General features: G+C 38.9%; 16 protein-coding genes and 1 pseudogene. All 17 read left to right on the top strand.

The window, feature by feature from the left end; translation table 11 throughout:
- Nucleotides 1-30: 30 nt before the first annotated feature.
- The gene (wcaK, locus tag FEK50_RS05325) at nucleotides 31-1,311 is read left to right on the top strand and encodes a colanic acid biosynthesis pyruvyl transferase WcaK (protein ID WP_131161404.1); all 1,281 of its coding nucleotides are present in this window, start codon (nucleotides 31-33) and stop codon (nucleotides 1,309-1,311) included.
- The gene (wcaL, locus tag FEK50_RS05320) at nucleotides 1,308-2,528 is read left to right on the top strand and encodes a colanic acid biosynthesis glycosyltransferase WcaL (protein ID WP_131161403.1); all 1,221 of its coding nucleotides are present in this window, start codon (nucleotides 1,308-1,310) and stop codon (nucleotides 2,526-2,528) included. The genes wcaK and wcaL overlap by 4 nt, the downstream gene beginning before the upstream one ends.
- Before the next feature lie 10 nt (nucleotides 2,529-2,538).
- Nucleotides 2,539-3,933: a colanic acid biosynthesis protein WcaM gene (gene wcaM / locus FEK50_RS05315; protein ID WP_131161402.1), complete on the top strand. Its 1,395-nt coding sequence runs from the start codon at nucleotides 2,539-2,541 to the stop codon at nucleotides 3,931-3,933.
- A gap of 174 nt (nucleotides 3,934-4,107) precedes the next feature.
- A complete protein-coding gene (gene galF, locus FEK50_RS05310; RefSeq protein WP_000183029.1) occupies nucleotides 4,108-5,001 on the top strand; it encodes a UTP--glucose-1-phosphate uridylyltransferase GalF in 894 nt (297 codons plus the stop codon).
- Between the two features lie 372 nt (nucleotides 5,002-5,373).
- Entirely contained in the window at nucleotides 5,374-6,459 is a 1,086-nt protein-coding gene (gene rfbB, locus FEK50_RS05305; RefSeq protein WP_131161401.1) for a dTDP-glucose 4,6-dehydratase, read from the top strand.
- Entirely contained in the window at nucleotides 6,459-7,358 is a 900-nt protein-coding gene (gene rfbD / locus FEK50_RS05300) for a dTDP-4-dehydrorhamnose reductase (RefSeq protein WP_131161400.1), read from the top strand. The genes rfbB and rfbD overlap by 1 nt, the downstream gene beginning before the upstream one ends.
- A gap of 58 nt (nucleotides 7,359-7,416) precedes the next feature.
- The gene (gene rfbA / locus FEK50_RS05295; RefSeq protein WP_131161399.1) at nucleotides 7,417-8,295 is read left to right on the top strand and encodes a glucose-1-phosphate thymidylyltransferase RfbA; all 879 of its coding nucleotides are present in this window, start codon (nucleotides 7,417-7,419) and stop codon (nucleotides 8,293-8,295) included.
- A gap of 4 nt (nucleotides 8,296-8,299) precedes the next feature.
- Nucleotides 8,300-8,851, top strand: a complete 552-nt coding sequence (rfbC, locus tag FEK50_RS05290) for a dTDP-4-dehydrorhamnose 3,5-epimerase (RefSeq protein ID WP_131161398.1) — start codon at nucleotides 8,300-8,302, stop codon at nucleotides 8,849-8,851.
- Entirely contained in the window at nucleotides 8,848-9,981 is a 1,134-nt protein-coding gene (rffA, locus tag FEK50_RS05285; protein WP_130206905.1) for a dTDP-4-amino-4,6-dideoxygalactose transaminase, read from the top strand. Before rfbC ends, rffA begins: the two co-directional genes overlap by 4 nt.
- Nucleotides 9,982-10,050: 69 nt before the next feature.
- Nucleotides 10,051-11,571 (top strand): oligosaccharide flippase family protein, encoded by a 1,521-nt coding sequence (locus tag FEK50_RS05280; RefSeq protein ID WP_131161397.1) that lies wholly within the window; start codon nucleotides 10,051-10,053, stop codon nucleotides 11,569-11,571.
- Entirely contained in the window at nucleotides 11,568-12,485 is a 918-nt protein-coding gene (locus tag FEK50_RS05275) for a WavQ (RefSeq protein WP_130206901.1), read from the top strand. The genes FEK50_RS05280 and FEK50_RS05275 overlap by 4 nt, the downstream gene beginning before the upstream one ends.
- A 104-nt stretch (nucleotides 12,486-12,589) precedes the next feature.
- Entirely contained in the window at nucleotides 12,590-13,510 is a 921-nt protein-coding gene (locus FEK50_RS05270; RefSeq protein WP_130206899.1) for a glycosyltransferase family 2 protein, read from the top strand.
- Between the two features lie 67 nt (nucleotides 13,511-13,577).
- The gene (locus FEK50_RS05265; RefSeq protein WP_131161396.1) at nucleotides 13,578-14,621 is read left to right on the top strand and encodes an EpsG family protein; all 1,044 of its coding nucleotides are present in this window, start codon (nucleotides 13,578-13,580) and stop codon (nucleotides 14,619-14,621) included.
- An 83-nt stretch (nucleotides 14,622-14,704) separates the two neighbouring features.
- Nucleotides 14,705-15,646, top strand: coding sequence for a glycosyltransferase (locus tag FEK50_RS05260; protein WP_131161395.1), 942 nt, complete (start codon nucleotides 14,705-14,707; stop codon nucleotides 15,644-15,646).
- A 13-nt stretch (nucleotides 15,647-15,659) separates the two neighbouring features.
- Complete coding sequence (locus FEK50_RS05255) at nucleotides 15,660-16,799, top strand: glycosyltransferase family 4 protein (protein WP_130206893.1); 1,140 nt, start codon at nucleotides 15,660-15,662, stop codon at nucleotides 16,797-16,799.
- Nucleotides 16,800-17,224: 425 nt separating this feature from the next.
- On the top strand, nucleotides 17,225-17,803 hold the full coding sequence (locus tag FEK50_RS05250) for an acyltransferase (protein WP_131161394.1): 579 nt from the start codon (nucleotides 17,225-17,227) through the stop codon (nucleotides 17,801-17,803).
- 244 nt (nucleotides 17,804-18,047) lie between these two features.
- Nucleotides 18,048-18,318 (top strand): annotated as a pseudogene (locus FEK50_RS05245) (transposase family protein); the annotation flags it as partial.

The following is an 18,318-nucleotide window of genomic DNA, read 5'->3' as shown; positions in this document are numbered from 1 at the left end:
CTCACCTGGCGTCTAATTTATGAGGAAAAAATGAAATTACTTATTCTGGGCAACCACACTTGCGGCAATCGCGGTGACAGCGCCATCCTGCGCGGCTTACTTGATGCCATCAACATCCTAAATCCACACGCCGAAGTGGACGTGATGAGCCGCTATCCGGTCAGTTCTTCCTGGCTGCTCAATCGCCCGGTAATGGGCGATCCGCTGTTCCTGCAAATGAAACAACACAACAGCGCGGCGGGCGTTGTCGGGCGCGTTAAAAAAGTCCTCCGTCGCCGCTACCAGCATCAGGTATTGCTTTCCCGTGTGACCGACACTGGCAAGCTGCGTAATATCGCTATCGCGCAGGGATTCACCGACTTCGTGCGCCTGCTGTCAGGTTACGACGCCATTATCCAGGTCGGCGGATCGTTTTTTGTCGATCTCTACGGCGTGCCGCAGTTTGAACACGCACTTTGCACGTTTATGGCAAAAAAGCCGCTGTTTATGATTGGTCATAGCGTCGGTCCATTCCAGGATGAGCAATTTAACCAACTGGCGAACTACGTCTTTGGTCACTGCGACGCGCTGATCCTGCGCGAATCGGTCAGTCTTGAACTGATGAAACGCAGCAATATCACTACCGCAAAAGTTGAACATGGCGTCGATACCGCGTGGCTGGTCGATCACCACACAGAAGACTTCACTGCCAGCTATGCTGTTCAACACTGGCTGGACGTTGCCGCACAACAGAAAACGGTGGCAATTACCCTGCGCGAACTGTCACCGTTCGACAAACGTCTCGGCACCACTCAGCAAGCGTATGAAAAAGCTTTTGCCGGAGTGGTTAATCGCATTCTCGACGAAGGCTATCAGGTCATTGCTCTCTCCACCTGTACGGGCATCGACAGCTATAACAAAGACGACCGCATGGTGGCGCTCAATCTGCGCCAGCACATCAGCGATCCTGCCCGTTACCACGTGGTGATGGATGAACTCAACGATCTGGAACTGGGCAAAATTCTTGGTGCCTGTGAACTCACCGTCGGTACGCGCCTGCACTCCGCCATTATCTCAATGAACTTTGCCACTCCGGCGATTGCCATCAACTACGAACATAAATCCGCCGGGATTATGCAGCAGCTGGGACTGCCAGAGATGGCAATTGATATCCGTCATTTATTAGACGACAGCCTGCAAGCGATGGTTGCGGATACCTTAGGCCAGCTTCCGGCGCTGAACGCGCGACTTAACGAAGCCGTCAGTCGCGAACGTCAGACGGGAATGCAGATGGTGCAATCTGTGCTTGAGCGCATCGGGGAGGCGAAATGAAGGTCGGCTTCTTTTTACTGAAATTTCCGCTGTCGTCGGAAACCTTCGTTCTCAACCAAATCACTGCATTTATTGATATGGGATTTGAGGTGGAGATTGTCGCGCTGCAAAAAGGCGACACCCAGAACACCCACTCGGCATGGACGAAATATAACCTTGCCGCCAGAACCCGCTGGTTACAGGACGAACCTACGGGCAAAGTGGCGAAGCTGCGTCATCGCGCCAGCCAGACCTTACGCGGCATTTATCGTAAAAATACCTGGCAGGCGCTTAACCTCAAACGCTATGGCGCAGAGTCGCGGAACCTGATTTTGTCTGCCATTTGCGGCCAGGTCGCAACACCGTTTCATGCCGATGTCTTTATCGCTCATTTTGGCCCAGCGGGGGTAACCGCAGCAAAACTACGCGAACTGGGTGTCATTCGCGGCAAAATTGCGACTATCTTCCATGGCATTGATATCTCCAGTCGGGAAGTGCTCAACCACTACACTCCCGAATATCAACAATTGTTCCGCCGTGGCGACCTGATGCTACCGATCAGCGATCTGTGGGCCGGAAGGCTGCAAAAAATGGGCTGCCCGAGGGAAAAAATCGCCGTATCGCGCATGGGCGTGGATATGACGCGCTTTAGCCCGCGTCCGGTAAAAGCCCCCGCAACACCGCTGGAAATCATTTCCGTCGCACGCTTAACCGAGAAAAAAGGCCTGCACGTGGCGATTGAAGCCTGCCGTCAGTTGAAAGAGCAGGGCGTGGCATTTCGCTATCGCATTCTCGGCATTGGCCCGTGGGAACGACGGCTGCGTACCCTCATCGAACAATATCAACTGGAAGATGTGGTGGAGATGCCGGGCTTTAAACCGAGCCACGAAGTGAAGGCGATGCTCGACGACGCGGATGTTTTCCTGCTGCCATCGGTAACGGGTACGGATGGCGATATGGAAGGCATTCCGGTGGCGCTGATGGAAGCGATGGCGGTCGGCATTCCGGTTGTTTCTACTCTGCATAGCGGAATACCGGAACTGGTGGAGGCCGATAAATCCGGCTGGTTGGTGCCTGAGAACGATGCTCGCGCACTGGCGCAACGACTGGCGGCGTTTAGCCAACTGGACACCGACGAACTGGCTCCGGTCGTCAAACGCGCGCGCGAAAAAGTCGAACACGATTTTAACCAGCAGGTGATTAACCGAGAACTCGCCAGCTTGTTGCAAGCTTTATAGAGGAGAACGCATGCCATTTAAAAAACTCTCCCGACGCACCTTCCTGACGGCAAGCTCGGCGCTTGCCTTCCTCCATACCCCTTTCGCCCGTGCACTTCCTGCCCGACAAAGCGTTAATATCAACGACTACAATCCACACGACTGGATCGCCTCATTTAAACAGGCTTTCAGCGAAGGGCAAACGGTCGTCGTGCCTGCCGGATTGGTTTGTGACAATATCAACACCGGCATCTTCATTCCTCGTGGCAAAACGTTACACATCCTTGGAAGCCTGCGCGGCAACGGCAGAGGGCGATTTGTCTTACAGGACGGCAGCCAGGTGACAGGGGAGGAGGGCGGCCGTATGCATAACATCACCCTTGATGTGCGCGGTTCTGACTGCACCATTAAAGGGTTGGCGATGAGCGGCTTTGGCCCGGTAACGCAGATTTATATCGGCGGCAAAAATAAACGTGTCATGCGCAACCTGACTATCGATAACCTGACTGTTAGCCACGCTAATTACGCCATTTTACGCCAGGGATTTCATAACCAGATTATCGGTGCCAACATCACCAATTGTAAGTTCAGCGATTTACAGGGCGACGCTATTGAATGGAATGTAGCAATCAATGATCGCGACATTTTGATATCTGACCATGTCATCGAGCGCATCAACTGTACTAACGGCAAAATTAACTGGGGTATTGGCATAGGACTGGCAGGAAGTACTTACAATAATAACTACCCGGAAGACCAGTCGGTTAAAAACTTTGTCGTGGCGAATATTACGGGATCGGATTGTCGGCAACTGATTCATGTTGAGAACGGCAAACACTTCATCATTTGTAATATCAAGGCTCATAATATTACGCCAGCTTTCAGCAAGAAAGCGGGTATTGATAACGCCACGGTAGCGATATATGGATGTGATAACTTTGTTATTGACAATATAGAAATGACCAATAGTGCCGGAATGTTAATCGGTTACGGAGTCATTAAAGGTAAGTATCTCTCAATACCACAAAACTTCAGATTGAGTAATATTCATCTTGATAACACTAACATTGCCTGGAAATTGCGCGGAATCCAAATTTCCGCAGGGAATGCCGTCTCATTCGTGGCGTTGACCAACATTGAAATAAAGCGTTCTTCGCTGGAGCTTCACAACAAGCCGCAACACATTTTTATGCGTAATATCAACGTAATGCAAGAATCCACTGCGGGGCCGGCATTGACCATGAATTTCGACCTGCGAAAGGACGTTCGTGGTGTCTTTATGGCAAAGAACGAGACGCTACTGTCGCTGGTAAATGTTCATGCGGTGAATGAAAAAGGACAAAGTTCAGTCGATATCGACAGGATTAATCACCATGTCGTTAATGTGGAAAATATTAACTTTAAGCTGCCGGAACGGGGCAGGTAGATTTGCGACCATTCCTGGAAAAATAGAGCCATACTTAGGAATAACGCTACTGCAATCTTGAGCGAAGCGGCGTAACATCGGAAGTAAATCAGTAATCAATTCAGGGGAATTGATGCTGGCGAAAAAAATCGAACAAGCTATAATTCAGCAACCATTTTACAGGTGGATGAAATAATGACGAATTTAAAAGCAGTTATTCCTGTAGCGGGTCTTGGGATGCATATGTTGCCTGCAACTAAGGCGATTCCTAAAGAGATGCTACCGATCGTCGACAAGCCAATGATTCAGTACATTGTTGACGAGATTGTGGCTGCAGGGATCAAAGAAATCCTCCTGGTAACTCATGCGTCCAAGAACGCAGTCGAAAATCACTTCGATACCTCTTATGAATTAGAATCTCTCCTTGAACTGCGCGTGAAGCGCCAGCTGCTGGCGGAAGTACAATCTATCTGCCCGCCAGGTGTGACCATTATGAACGTGCGTCAGGGGGAACCTTTAGGTCTGGGCCACTCTATTTTGTGTGCCAGACCAGCCATTGGCGATAACCCGTTTGTCGTGGTGCTGCCGGATGTTGTTATCGACGACGCCAGTGCCGATCCGCTGCGTTACAACCTGGCAGCAATGATTGCGCGCTTTAACGAAACTGGCCGCAGCCAGGTTCTGGCAAAACGCATGCCGGGCGATCTCTCTGAATACTCCGTCATCCAGACCAAAGATCCGCTTGATCGCGAAGGCAAAGTCAGCCGCATTGTTGAATTTATCGAAAAACCGGATCAGCCGCAGACCCTGGACTCAGACATCATGGCTGTAGGGCGTTATGTGCTTTCTGCCGATATTTGGCCTGAACTGGAGCGTACTCAACCTGGAGCATGGGGACGTATTCAGTTGACTGATGCCATTGCTGAGTTGGCAAAAAAACAAGCAGTTGACGCAATGCTGATGACTGGGGACAGTTACGACTGTGGTAAGAAAATGGGTTATATGCAAGCGTTTGTGAAGTATGGACTGCGTAACCTGAAGGAAGGCGCTAAGTTCCGCAAAGGCATTGAGAAGTTGTTAAGCGAGTAACAAATTCCTGACTGGAAGTGTCGGTCAGTAAGTAATTAAAAACGGCAGTGAAGATTCGTAGCATAAGTTTTGCTCATTGAATCTCACTGCCGTTGTTGTTTTTATAAATATAATAAAAACAGTATGTTAGCTTGCAATCATAGTTCAAATTTTTCCAGGATTTTCCTTGTTTCTACAGCTGTTTGGTAAGACAATTAGCGTTTGAATTTTTCGGATTTGGCACGAGTGGGTTACGCTCGTCACATCGTGGAAATGTACGCAGTGCTCTGGTAGCTGTTAAGCCAGGGGCGGTAGCGTGCATTAATGCATCTATTAATCAAATCTGGAGCAGTCTATTTCACAGCATGCTCTCTGGCTATATGGAATAAAAAAGTGAAGATACTTGTTACTGGTGGCGCAGGATTTATTGGTTCTGCTGTTGTTCGTCACATAATAAATAATACGCAAGATAGTGTTGTTAATGTCGATAAATTAACCTACGCCGGAAATCTGGAATCGCTCGCTGAAATTTCTGATTCTGAACGTTATTCATTTGAGCATGCAGATATCTGCGATGCCGCAGCGATGGCTCGTATTTTTTCACAACACCAGCCAGATGCGGTGATGCACCTGGCGGCTGAGAGCCACGTTGACCGCTCAATAACTGGCCCGGCGGCATTCATTGAAACTAATATTGTAGGAACTTACGTACTTTTAGAAGCAGCGCGCAATTATTGGTCTGGTCTGGATGATGAAAAGAAAAAAAACTTCCGCTTTCATCATATTTCTACTGATGAAGTGTATGGTGACTTACCCCATCCGGATGAAGTAAATAGCAATGAAACGTTGCCGTTATTTACGGAAACGACAGCATACGCGCCAAGTAGTCCGTATTCTGCTTCTAAAGCGTCAAGCGATCATTTGGTTCGCGCATGGAAACGTACTTATGGTTTACCGACAATTGTGACTAATTGCTCGAACAACTATGGTCCTTATCATTTCCCGGAAAAGCTTATTCCACTGGTTATTCTTAATGCACTGGAAGGTAAGGCATTACCTATTTATGGCAAAGGAGATCAGATCCGCGACTGGTTGTATGTAGAGGATCATGCTCGAGCGTTGTATACCGTAGTTACTGAAGGTAAAGCGGGGGAAACCTATAACATTGGCGGACACAACGAAAAGAAAAACATCGATGTTGTGCTGACTATTTGTGATTTGTTGGATGAGATAGTACCGAAAGAGAAATCTTATCGTGAGCAAATTACTTATGTTGCTGATCGCCCAGGGCATGATCGCCGTTATGCAATCGATGCCGATAAAATTAGCCGTGAATTGGGCTGGGAACCGCAAGAAACGTTTGAGAGCGGGATTCGAAAGACAGTGGAATGGTACCTGTCCAATACAAAATGGGTTGATAATGTGAAAAGTGGCGCCTATCAATCGTGGATTGAACAGAACTATGAGGGCCGCCAGTAATGAATATCCTCCTATTCGGCAAAACAGGGCAGGTCGGTTGGGAATTGCAACGTGCTCTGGCACCGCTGGGTAATCTGATTGCTCTTGATGTTCACTCCACTGATTATTGTGGTGATTTTAGTAATCCCGAAGGTGTAGCTGAAACCGTAAGAAGCATTCGGCCTGATGTTATAGTCAACGCAGCCGCTCACACCGCAGTAGACAAAGCAGAATCAGAACCGGAATTTGCACAATTACTTAACGCGACAAGTGTCGAAGCGATTGCAAAAGCAGCTAATGAAGTCGGCGCTTGGGTTATTCACTACTCTACTGACTACGTATTTCCGGGGACAGGTGAAATACCGTGGCAGGAGACGGATGCAACAGCACCTTTGAATGTTTATGGTGAAACTAAACTAGCCGGAGAAAAAGCGTTACAAGAACATTGCGCGAAGTATCTTATTTTCCGTACCAGCTGGGTATATGCAGGTAAAGGAAATAACTTTGCCAAAACAATGTTGCGTTTGGCAAAAGAGCGCGAAGAACTGGCTGTGATAAACGATCAGTTTGGCGCACCAACAGGTGCCGAATTGCTGGCTGATTGCACCGCTCATGCCATTCGCGTAGCAGTAGACAAACCAGAAGTTGCTGGGTTGTACCATCTGGTTGCTGGCGGTACAACAACCTGGCACGATTATGCCGCTCTGGTATTTGAAGAAGCACGCAAAGCAGGGATCAACCTTACTCTTAACAAACTTAACGCCGTGCCAACAACGGCCTATCCCACACCAGCCCGTCGACCACATAACTCTCGCCTCAATACAGAAAAGTTTCAGCAGAACTTTGCGCTTGTCTTGCCTGACTGGCAGGTGGGCGTGAAACGTATGCTCAACGAATTATTTACGACTACGGCAATTTAACAAATTTTTGCATCTCGCTTATGATGCCAGAGCGGGATGAATTAAAAGGAATGGTGAAATGAAAACACGTAAAGGTATTATTCTGGCTGGTGGTTCCGGCACTCGTCTTTATCCTGTGACTATGGCCGTGAGTAAACAACTCCTGCCTATTTATGACAAGCCTATGATCTATTACCCGCTCTCAACACTGATGCTGGCGGGTATTCGCGATATTTTGATTATTAGTACGCCACAGGATACACCGCGTTTCCAACAATTGTTGGGGGACGGGAGCCAGTGGGGGCTTAATCTACAGTATAAAGTACAACCGAGTCCGGATGGCCTGGCGCAAGCGTTTATCATTGGTAAAGACTTTATTGGTGGTGATGATTGTGCACTCGTGCTTGGCGATAATATCTTCTATGGACACGACTTGCCGAAATTAATGGACGCTGCGGTTAACAAAGAAAGCGGTGCAACGGTATTTGCTTATCACGTTAATGATCCTGAACGCTATGGTGTGGTGGAGTTTGATAATAACGGTACGGCAATTAGCCTGGAAGAAAAACCGCTGGAACCAAAAAGTAACTATGCGGTTACTGGGCTTTATTTCTATGACAATGACGTTGTGGAAATGGCGAAAAACCTTAAGCCTTCTGCCCGTGGCGAACTGGAAATTACCGATATTAACCGTATTTATATGGAACAGGGACGTTTGTCTGTCGCTATGATGGGGCGTGGCTATGCATGGCTGGATACAGGGACGCATCAAAGCCTTATTGAAGCAAGTAACTTCATTGCAACAATTGAAGAGCGTCAGGGATTAAAAGTATCCTGCCCGGAAGAAATTGCTTATCGTAAAGGGTTTATTGATGCTGAGCAGGTGAAAGTATTAGCCGAACCGTTGAAGAAAAATGCTTATGGTCAGTATCTGCTCAAAATGATTAAAGGTTATTAATAAAATGAATGTAATTAAAACTGAAATTCCTGATGTGCTGATTTTTGAACCAAAAGTCTTTGGGGATGAACGTGGCTTCTTTATGGAAAGCTTTAATCAGAAAGTATTCGAAGAGGCAGTGGGGCGTAAGGTCGAATTTGTTCAGGATAACCATTCGAAATCAGTTAAAGGTGTTTTAAGAGGATTGCATTTTCAAATTAAACCTTATTCTCAGGCAAAATTAGTTCGCTGTGTTAAAGGTGAAGTTTATGATGTCGCTGTTGATATACGTCCTGACTCAAGTACATTCCGTAAATGGGTTGGTGTATTCCTTTCAGCGCGAAATAAAAAACAATTATGGATACCCGAAGGCTTTGCTCATGGTTTTGTAGTAATTAGTGAAGAGGCCGAATTTCTATATAAAACGACCAATTATTACATGCCAAGTGCCGAAGGTTGTATCAGATGGAATGATCCTATATTGAATATTGACTGGCCAATAAAAAGTAATGAACTTATCCTATCGGATAAAGATAAAAATGCTGATTTTTTTTTGGAGAATAAGGAATGCAGATGATACCTTTTAATAAACCGTATCTTCATGGAAATGAGTTGAAATATATTTCAGAAGCTGTGTCGAATGGTAAGATCTCAGGTGATGGAATTTTTACAAAAAAATGTCATGATTTTTTTCAGGAAAAATACGGATTTCAGAAAGCGCTTTTGACTACTTCCTGCACAGACGCGCTGGAAATGGCAGCAATTCTGTTAGATATCAAGCCTGGCGATGAAGTTATAGCACCTGCTTATACCTTTGTTTCAACTGTAAATGCTTTTGCTCTCAGAGGTGCAAAAATAATTTTTGCTGATAGTTATGATGATAATCCAAATATGGACCCAGAATCTGCGAGTAAACTTATCACAAATAGAACAAAAGCAATAATCGTTGTGCACTATGCAGGTGTAGCATGCGATATGGATAGATTTTTAGAGATTGCTAAAGAATACGGGATTCATATTGTTGAGGATGCTGCCCAGGCAATTGATTCATATTATAAAGATAGACCGCTAGGCAGTATTGGTACATTTGGGACATTTTCATTTCATGAGACCAAAAATATAATATCAGGAGAAGGAGGATTAATTGTTTTAAATGATGGTGAATATTCTCATCGAGCAGAAATTATCAGAGAGAAAGGAACTAATCGCGCCTCTTTCTTCAGGGGGGAAGTCAATAAATATGGATGGGTTGATATAGGTTCTTCTTTTCTTCCATCGGATATAATAGCCGCTTATCTTTATGCACAATTGGAGAATATTGAAACCATTCAAAATAAACGAAAGGAATTGTGGAATGAATACTATAGTAACCTAAATGATTTGGCTAGTTCTGGATATATTCAACTTCCTAAAATACCGGAATACGCAACCAATAATGCACATATGTTTTATATACTGTGCCATGATCTTAAAAAACGCTCTGAACTTATCTCTTACCTTAAAGAAAATAAAATACATTCTGTTTTTCATTACCTATCATTAAATAAAAGTGAATACTATATTAAACAAAATGAAAAGGTTAATTTGAAAAATAGTGACAAATTTTCAGATTGTTTGCTCAGACTACCAATGTATTATGAGTTGGAGAGTAAGCAGGTTAACTATATTTCGGAAAAGATAACTGAATTCTTTAAAAAAAATGCTTGAAATAAAGTGGTGGTATTATAACCACCACTTTATGCTCTGGAGGAAGTCATATATTATGAAGTATGGTTTATGAATAAACAAGTTAAGATTTTAACCTACATATATAGCGTAAGGATATATTCCGCATTAATTACAATTATTCTTATTCCAATACTGATAGATATAGTTGGATTAGAGACATATGGTCTAATTGGATTTTTTACAGTTCTTCAGGCTTGCCTTAGTATCTTGGATGCTGGCTTGGGAAGCGTAATAACTAGAGAAGCAATTATTTCTAGGAAAAATCAAGAAACATATAAAAAATTTAACATACTATATAAAAAAATAGTTATGTTTTTTTTAGTTGTGTCATTTTTATTAGCTATCATTGGTTGGTGGATAAGTGAGCAGTATAGTGCTTCATGGCTAAATACACAACTGGATAGAGGGGTGGTTGTTTTTTGTACAACATTGATGTTTTGGATATTTGCATTACGTTATATGCAAGGGCCATCTCGTAGCATACTACTTTCTAACGAATCACAAGTTACATTGACAACTATTAATTTATTCAGCATTACACTATCTCAACCATTAACGATATTTTTAATGAAATACTTTAATGAAGGGATTGAGTTTTATTTTTCGATGCAATTGATTTCATCGGCTATTAGTTGTGCTTTAATGGTGTTGTGTAGTGAGAAAATAAGAAAAACAGGATTATTATTATGTCCACCAAAAGAAAATAATATCGAACTTAGTGATACATCAGTTAAGAAAATAATAGGATTCGCGTTACAGTTGTCAACTTTATCAATTTTATGGGTTTTGGTTAATCAATCAGATAAATTAGCACTAACCAAATACAGTACATTGACCGAATATGGCATTTACAGTGTGGCGGTATCAATAATAAGTGTATTAGCTATATTGAGTGACCCACTAAATCAATATTTACAACCCAAGCTAACAAGATATTATCATCAAAAAAACTTAAAAGCATATTCTGAATTGTTTAGCAATTCATTGATATTTATATTTATCGTTACAATACCGCTAAGTGCATTTTTGGTTTTTTATAGTAAGGATATTATATTTATATGGAGCGGTAATGAAACATTATCAGTAAAAGCTGCCAACTATTTACCATGGTTATTTATAGGTGGAGTATTTTCAATATATTCCAATTTTGTGTTTTTACTGTTATATAGCTTTGGTGAACTAAAGAAACATACTATTGTCTATGCACTATTTAGTATTATCGTAATCCCGGTAAATATCTTTGTTGCAAAAAAATATTTTGGAGAGGGAACATCTATTTTCTTTGGTGTAAGTTCTGCTTTTTTATTTTTATTATGGGGCGGGTATAATTTTGCCAAGTTCTTTATCAAAGGATTACGGATTATATATTTATATATCATCCCTTTATTTTTGATAGAGTTGATATATTTTAAGTTTTCTACGAAATTTCAATATGAGCATGGTGTTAAATGGATTTTATTTGTACAACTATTTTTAGTGGGCTTTGCAGGGCTTGTGTTTGCTATTGTTCACTGTATGTTGATAGCGAAAAGAGTTTCACAAATTTCATTAAAGATTACTGATAAATGAATATATATATATATACAAACTCATATGATGAAAATAGCGGCGGTTCTGTGGTTTTGCATCGGTTATGTCATATAATTAACAAATACAGTACTCATAATGCATATTTAGTTAAATTAGACCCATTTTATTATGGAAGCAGAACAATTAGGAAGTTTCTATCAAAATTAAAATGGGAGCTTTATGGTAAATTTAAGTTTAAAACTAATAATGAGTGGGATACTCCTGTTTGGCTAAAACTAAATAATTTTCCGTCAGATTCTGTGGTGATCTATCCTGAAATAATTAATGGTAATCCTTTAAAAATAAAAAATGTTGTAAGGTGGCTGTTACATCAGCCAGGATATCATACTAATATTGTGGACTATGGAAAAAATGAACTCTATTTTAAATTTAACTCAGCGATTAATGACTTTTATAATGAGGGATCTTGCTTAGCATCAAATGAGCTAAAGGTAATTTACTACCCGATTCAGATATACAACAATAAAGTAAGTCAAGAAAGGGATATAGAATGTTGTTATCTTATTCGGAAAGGTTCTGACAAAAAAATAGTTCATCCCCCAAATTCAATAAAAATTGATGGTTTAACACATCAACAAATAGCGAATATATTTAAACGAGCACAAAAATTTATTTCTTATGATGATTATACTGCATATTCTATATTTTCTGTTCTATGTGGTTGCCCATCATATGTTGTACCAACAGAAGAGCAAAGTGTGAACGACTGGTACCCTAATGAAAGCGACCGTTATGGGATAGCTTATGGTTTTACTGAAGAACAAATTAATTGGGCAGAAAGGACCAAAGATAGAGTCTATAGTCATATAGTAGCTGAACATAATAAATCAATAGATAGAGTTATTAATTGCTTGCAAGAAATTGAATTTTTTTTTGGTAATAGCAAATTGTAAACTAGTTACATATAACATAATCTATGTTGGTTTGGTTAAGTTTTACTAATGGATTGACCGTTGTATGATTTAATACATTGCATCTAACTAGTGATAGGAAAAACATGATAGAACAAGGTAAGTATATTATTGCGATTGTGATTCTTTTCAGGCCGGAAACTAATCGGGTACATGAATTATTAAGAACAACAATTGTACAAGTTGACAAAATTGTACTTGTAGATAACACGGATGATCCGAGTTTTATTATACCTGATGCAGAGTTTGAATCATACGAAGATAAAATTGAGCTCTATCGTTTAAACAACAATTTGGGTATTGCAAAAGCTCAGAATATTGGAATTCAATATGCCAAGCAATCGAAGGCATCACATATTTTATTTTTGGATCAAGACAGTATCCTTCCAGAAGATATGGTTAATACGTTGCTGTTGAGTGAACGTTCTCTTATAAATGACGGAAAACAAGTAGCTGTACTTGGTCCAGCATTTAAGGATGAGAAAACTGGAAAGATAACAGGAGCAATCCATATAAAACCTTTTCAGAAAACAACATTGCTCCAAGGCGTACACCCGATAGAGACTGATTTTCTAATTTCCTCAGGGAGTTTGATTAGAATGGAAGTCCTGGAAAAAATAGGTGTTATGGATGAGTCTTTGTTTATAGATTTTGTCGATATTGAATGGTGCGAACGTGCGAAGAAAATGGGGTTAATATCTTATGTAGTGCCAAACATTGTCATGATGCACAATATTGGAAATGAAGCGAAACGTGTATTTGGGAAAAATGTGATAATGCATAGTGATTTTAGACATTATTTCATAGTGAGAAATTCAATATATCTAGTTCGTAAAAATAAAATATCATTCAATCATCGTGTATATTTGTTTTTTAAGTTACCATTATTTATAATTGTACATACACTTAGTGCATCTTCAAAATTAAAGAAAATCAAGTTGTTAGCGATTGCAATAAGAGATGGTGTAACAGGTAAAATGGGGAAAGGTTACTTCTCTAATTCTTGATAATATATTGGCAATTAAAAACTAATGTTAAGCTATATTAACCATTTTATCGTGAAATGAGATTGTAATGTTTTTATACCTATCAATATTTATAAGCATCGCTGCACTATCATTTCTTCCTGCGCAGAAACTCTTGCTAAAAGCAATAATGATATTCTTGTTTTTAATGTGTGCATTTCGCGGCGAGTCTGTCGATAGGGATTATGCAAACTATATCATGTTGATTTTTCATTCGGCAAATAACTTATTATTTCCAATAGAGCCATCATTTAAATTGATGAGTTTTATTGCAATCAATGCATTTAATGCCTATTTAATTGTTTTTGTCGTTTTTGCGCTGATATCAATTTCATTAAAATATAATGTAATTAAAAAATGTTCACCTTTTTTATTGCTATCAGTGCTCGTGTATTACTCTAATACTTTTTTATTGCAAGATATGACTCAGATAAGGGCTGGGGTTGCAGGTGCTATAGTCTTATATTCGGTATTGCAGTATGCTAAAAAGACAAAAGCCATAGAATTTGTCATATTGATCTCTCTTGCAGCAACATTCCATATAACTGCATTATTATTTCTTGTTGTTTTATTGTTTGATCCATATGCTGTTAGCCGAAAATACATCATTATTTATTTTTTAATGCTATTTGGTGCGTATTTGTCTTATTATTTGGGGGTGAACTTTTTAACTGTAATAAATTTTATCCCTATTTCTTATGTACAATATAAGTTCAGTGATTATATTAACCAAAGTCAAGGTGCTGATTTTGTCCCTGTTAATATTTTTTCTGTAATGCAAATATTACATCTGCTTATAGTTACACTTTCTTTTGTTATTGCTCGGGAAAAATTATTGATAGGTAAGGGGGTGCTTTTTTTAAAAATCTATTCTTTATCCCCGCTTGCTTTCATTGTTTTATCTTCACTGCCAGTTTTTTCATTACGTGTTAGTGAACTTTTTTCTATCAGTGAGATAATATTACTTCCATCCTTAGTCCTCCTTTTCAAGCAAAAAAATTTTGCAAAACTAGTCGTCGTTGGCATATGCTTTATCATGTTTTATATAAATATTTATCATCTTGAGATTTTAAAAGAATACTCGGTTCTGTAGATTTGGATAATATCAGATATAAGTAAAACCTGAGTTTTATTCAGTATGTGAAATACAATTAATGCTGATGATATAGGAAAAAAATGAAATTAAAAAAAATGGCTATTTTATTATCGAGTTATAATGGTGAAAAATATATTAGAGAACAACTGGAGTCGATAATAAAGTGCTATAGAGATTTCGATTTGCATATTCATATACGAGATGATGGTTCTGTTGATTCAACATGTGAAATTATTAAAAACTATATGTCGCAAAATCACTCCATATTTTTGTATGAAGGTGAAAATGTTGGGGTTATAGCTAGTTTTTTGTGGTTGGTTAAGAAAGTTGAGGATTATGATTACTACGCCTTTTGTGATCAGGATGATGTATGGGATCCCCTTAAATTGATTGCTGCAACAACTAAGATTGCACAATATGAGCAAAATACAGCAATAGGCTATTGCTCTTCGTATAATTATGTTGATGATAAATTGAATTATATAGGTTGTTATGATTCTCATAGTGATTTTTCGCTGAATAATATATTGATTGAAAATTGTGCGCCTGGTTGTACTTTTGTTTTCAACCAATATTTACGTAAATTATATTTAGATTTAGATTTAGAAGAGGAAAATATTGCCAATCGGATTGTTATGCATGATTGGTTTTTTTTAATACTGGCAAAAATATCCGGCATATTAATATATGACCACAACAGTTATCTCAGTTATAGACAGCATGATAATAATGTTGTAGGCATAAAATCAGGATTTAAAAATATTTTTCATAATAGAATAAGGCAATTTAAAAAAAATAAAAAAAATGGAAGCCATCTTTTATTGTTTCAGATGGAGTTGATTTCTTTATACTGTTTAAGACATAACAAAAAAGAAGCGTATGCAATGAGTAGAGATTTTGTTGAATGCCAAGATAGTTTAGTAGGTAGATTGAAGTATGTTCTTGCGAGGCGTGTAAAGAGAGTAAAATTTATGGATGATGTAATTTTTAAAATTTTATTTGTTACTGGATGGTTTAAGTAAATAAGGATTAAATATGTCTCGTAAAAATGGTAAACATATATTGCTTGTGGCAAATACACTTTGGTCAGTCTATAATTTTCGGAAAGGATTGATAAAAAGTTTAATTGCAAAAGGATATGAAGTTACTGTCGTTGCTCCAGCAGACGATTATATAGAAAAAATCAAGAGTTTAGGGTGCCATTTTGAATCAATTTCTGTTTCATCTCAAGGAAGAAATCCATTTAAAGATTTAATGCTGTTGTTGAAGTTGATAAAAATATATAGGAAAATAAAGCCTGACTTTATTTTTCATTATACCATCAAACTAAATATTTATGGCTCGATAGCGGCTGGTATTACTAATTGCAAATCTATAGCGATAACTACAGGACTTGGTTTTGTATTTAACAAAGAAACACTTCTAACTAAGTTCATTACTCATCTATATGCGTTTTCATTTCGTTTTGCAAAAGAGGTATGGTTTTTGAATGAGGATGATAGGGATGTCTTTTTAAGAAAAAGAATAATAAATAATAATAAATCATTCATTTTGGCAAGTGAAGGTGTTGATACTGATTATTTTAGCCCCAAACAAGTTTTGGAACAGATAAATTCTGATGATAATATTATATTTCTTCTTGTAGCCCGAATGCTCTGGGAAAAAGGTGTTGGTGTATATGTTGATGCTGCCGAGCTTTTAAAAGCTGAGTGTCCCAATGTTAGATTTCAATTGTTAGGCGCTTGTGATAGTCATAACCCTGGTGCCATTACAAGACAAGAAATTGAAAATTGGCAACTTAAAGGCATAGTTGAGTATTTAGGTGTAGAAAATGATATTAGACCACATCTAATGAGCGCTGATTGTATAGTTTTACCTTCATTCTATAGAGAAGGAGTACCTCGAGCATTAATGGAAGCATCATCAATGCGCAAGCCAATAATCACCACTAACAACGTAGGCTGCAAGGATGTTGTAGTCGATGGTGAAACGGGATTTATTTGCAATGTACGTGATCACATTGGCTTAGCGAATGCAATGCGTAAATTTATTGCGCTTACGTCACAAGAAAGAATAAATATGGGCTACGCAGGGAGAGAGTATATTATTAGAAAATTTGACGAAAATAAAATAATTAAAATGTACCATAACACATTAGAAAAATATTTATCTTAAAGTATTTGGAGGTTAATTCCGTTGCTTGGTTGGTTATTGATAACTTGTTTGTCAAATATGCATTAAAATTTATGTTGTGAAATTGTTTTGGTTATGATTATATGTTGAATGCAATTTCGTGATGTTTTATTTGTGGTTAATGACTATTGTATTTTTAGATGCGTTTTTGGTTCAATATTCTATTGACATTACTAATTTTTCTTTATATATATTGAAGATCGTTATGCGCACGCTACATTTTATTCGTAATAAATCATTTGCTTTTCATATGATACTTCAGTGATATAATTTTATTGTAACTTAGATTTCTATGATTTCATACATTTTTAATCTAGTAGTTGTTTTTTTGAGTCTACTATTAGGATTTAATGCTTGAATTATTATTCAAAAGCATTAATTATATTTTTAATATATTGGGGTGAACTATGTCATTTTTGTCTGATTTAGAACTTAAAGAATTAGGTTTCAAAAAAATTGGTAAAAATGTAAAGATTAGCAGCAAGGCTTCAATTTACAATTCTGAAAATATTGAAATTGGGGATAACTCAAGAATTGATGATTTTTGTCTATTATCCGGAAAAGTTACGGTAGGAAAGAATGTACATATTGCGGCATTTTGCAATATTGCTGGAGGTATAGAAGGTGTAACACTTGGTGATTTCTCTGGACTAGCATATGGTTGCCACGTCTTTTCTCAATCAGATGATTATACTGGGCGTACTATGACTAACCCTACGATACCCAAAAAATTTAAAAAGGAAATAATTAAGCAAGTTGTAATTGGTAAGCATGTCATAATTGGTACAAATTCATTAGTATTTCCTGGTGTAACAATTGAAGAAGGATGTTCAGTCGGAGCTATGACGATGGTGACAAAATCTACCAAACCTTGGGGCTGTTACTTCGGTATTCCTGCAAAAAGGATTAAAGAAAGAAAAAAAGATTTACTGGAGCTTGAACTGCTTTTTAATAAAGAATCAAATAATTTTAAACAAAGTCAGTAAAATAATTTAATATTTGAATTCTGCTGAATGGTTATTATTGAGACGGTAGTCAGGTAAAGGCATTTTGTATGTAGTACAACCTCAAGGAGAGAACATAAGTAGCATACTTTTTATACTAAATAATTCGTATTTTATGTTCAAGAATTGAGTGATACTTCATTGCTTAAAATTGTTTTTCACAGCTTATATGTGATCAAATACTCTTTATATAAATAAGGAGAATAAAATGGAACTTGAATAGTTGATGGAACATATTTCTATTATCCCTGATTACAGACAAGCCTGGAAAGTGGAACATAAAATGTTGGATATTCTACTGTTGACTATTTGTGCCGTTATTTCTGGTGCAGAAGGTTAGGAATTGGGGAAACACATCTCGGTTTTTTGAAGCAATATGGTGATTTTGAAAATGGTATTCCTGTTCACGATACTATTGCCAGAGTTGTATCCTGATCTGTCCTGCAAAATTTCACGAGTGCTTTATTAACTGGATACGTGACTGCCATTCCTCAAAT

Origin of the sequence: Escherichia sp. E2586, from assembly GCF_005781105.1 — a bacterium.
GTDB lineage: Bacteria > Pseudomonadota > Gammaproteobacteria > Enterobacterales > Enterobacteriaceae > Escherichia.
This window is presented reverse-complemented; position numbering and strand designations above follow the sequence as displayed.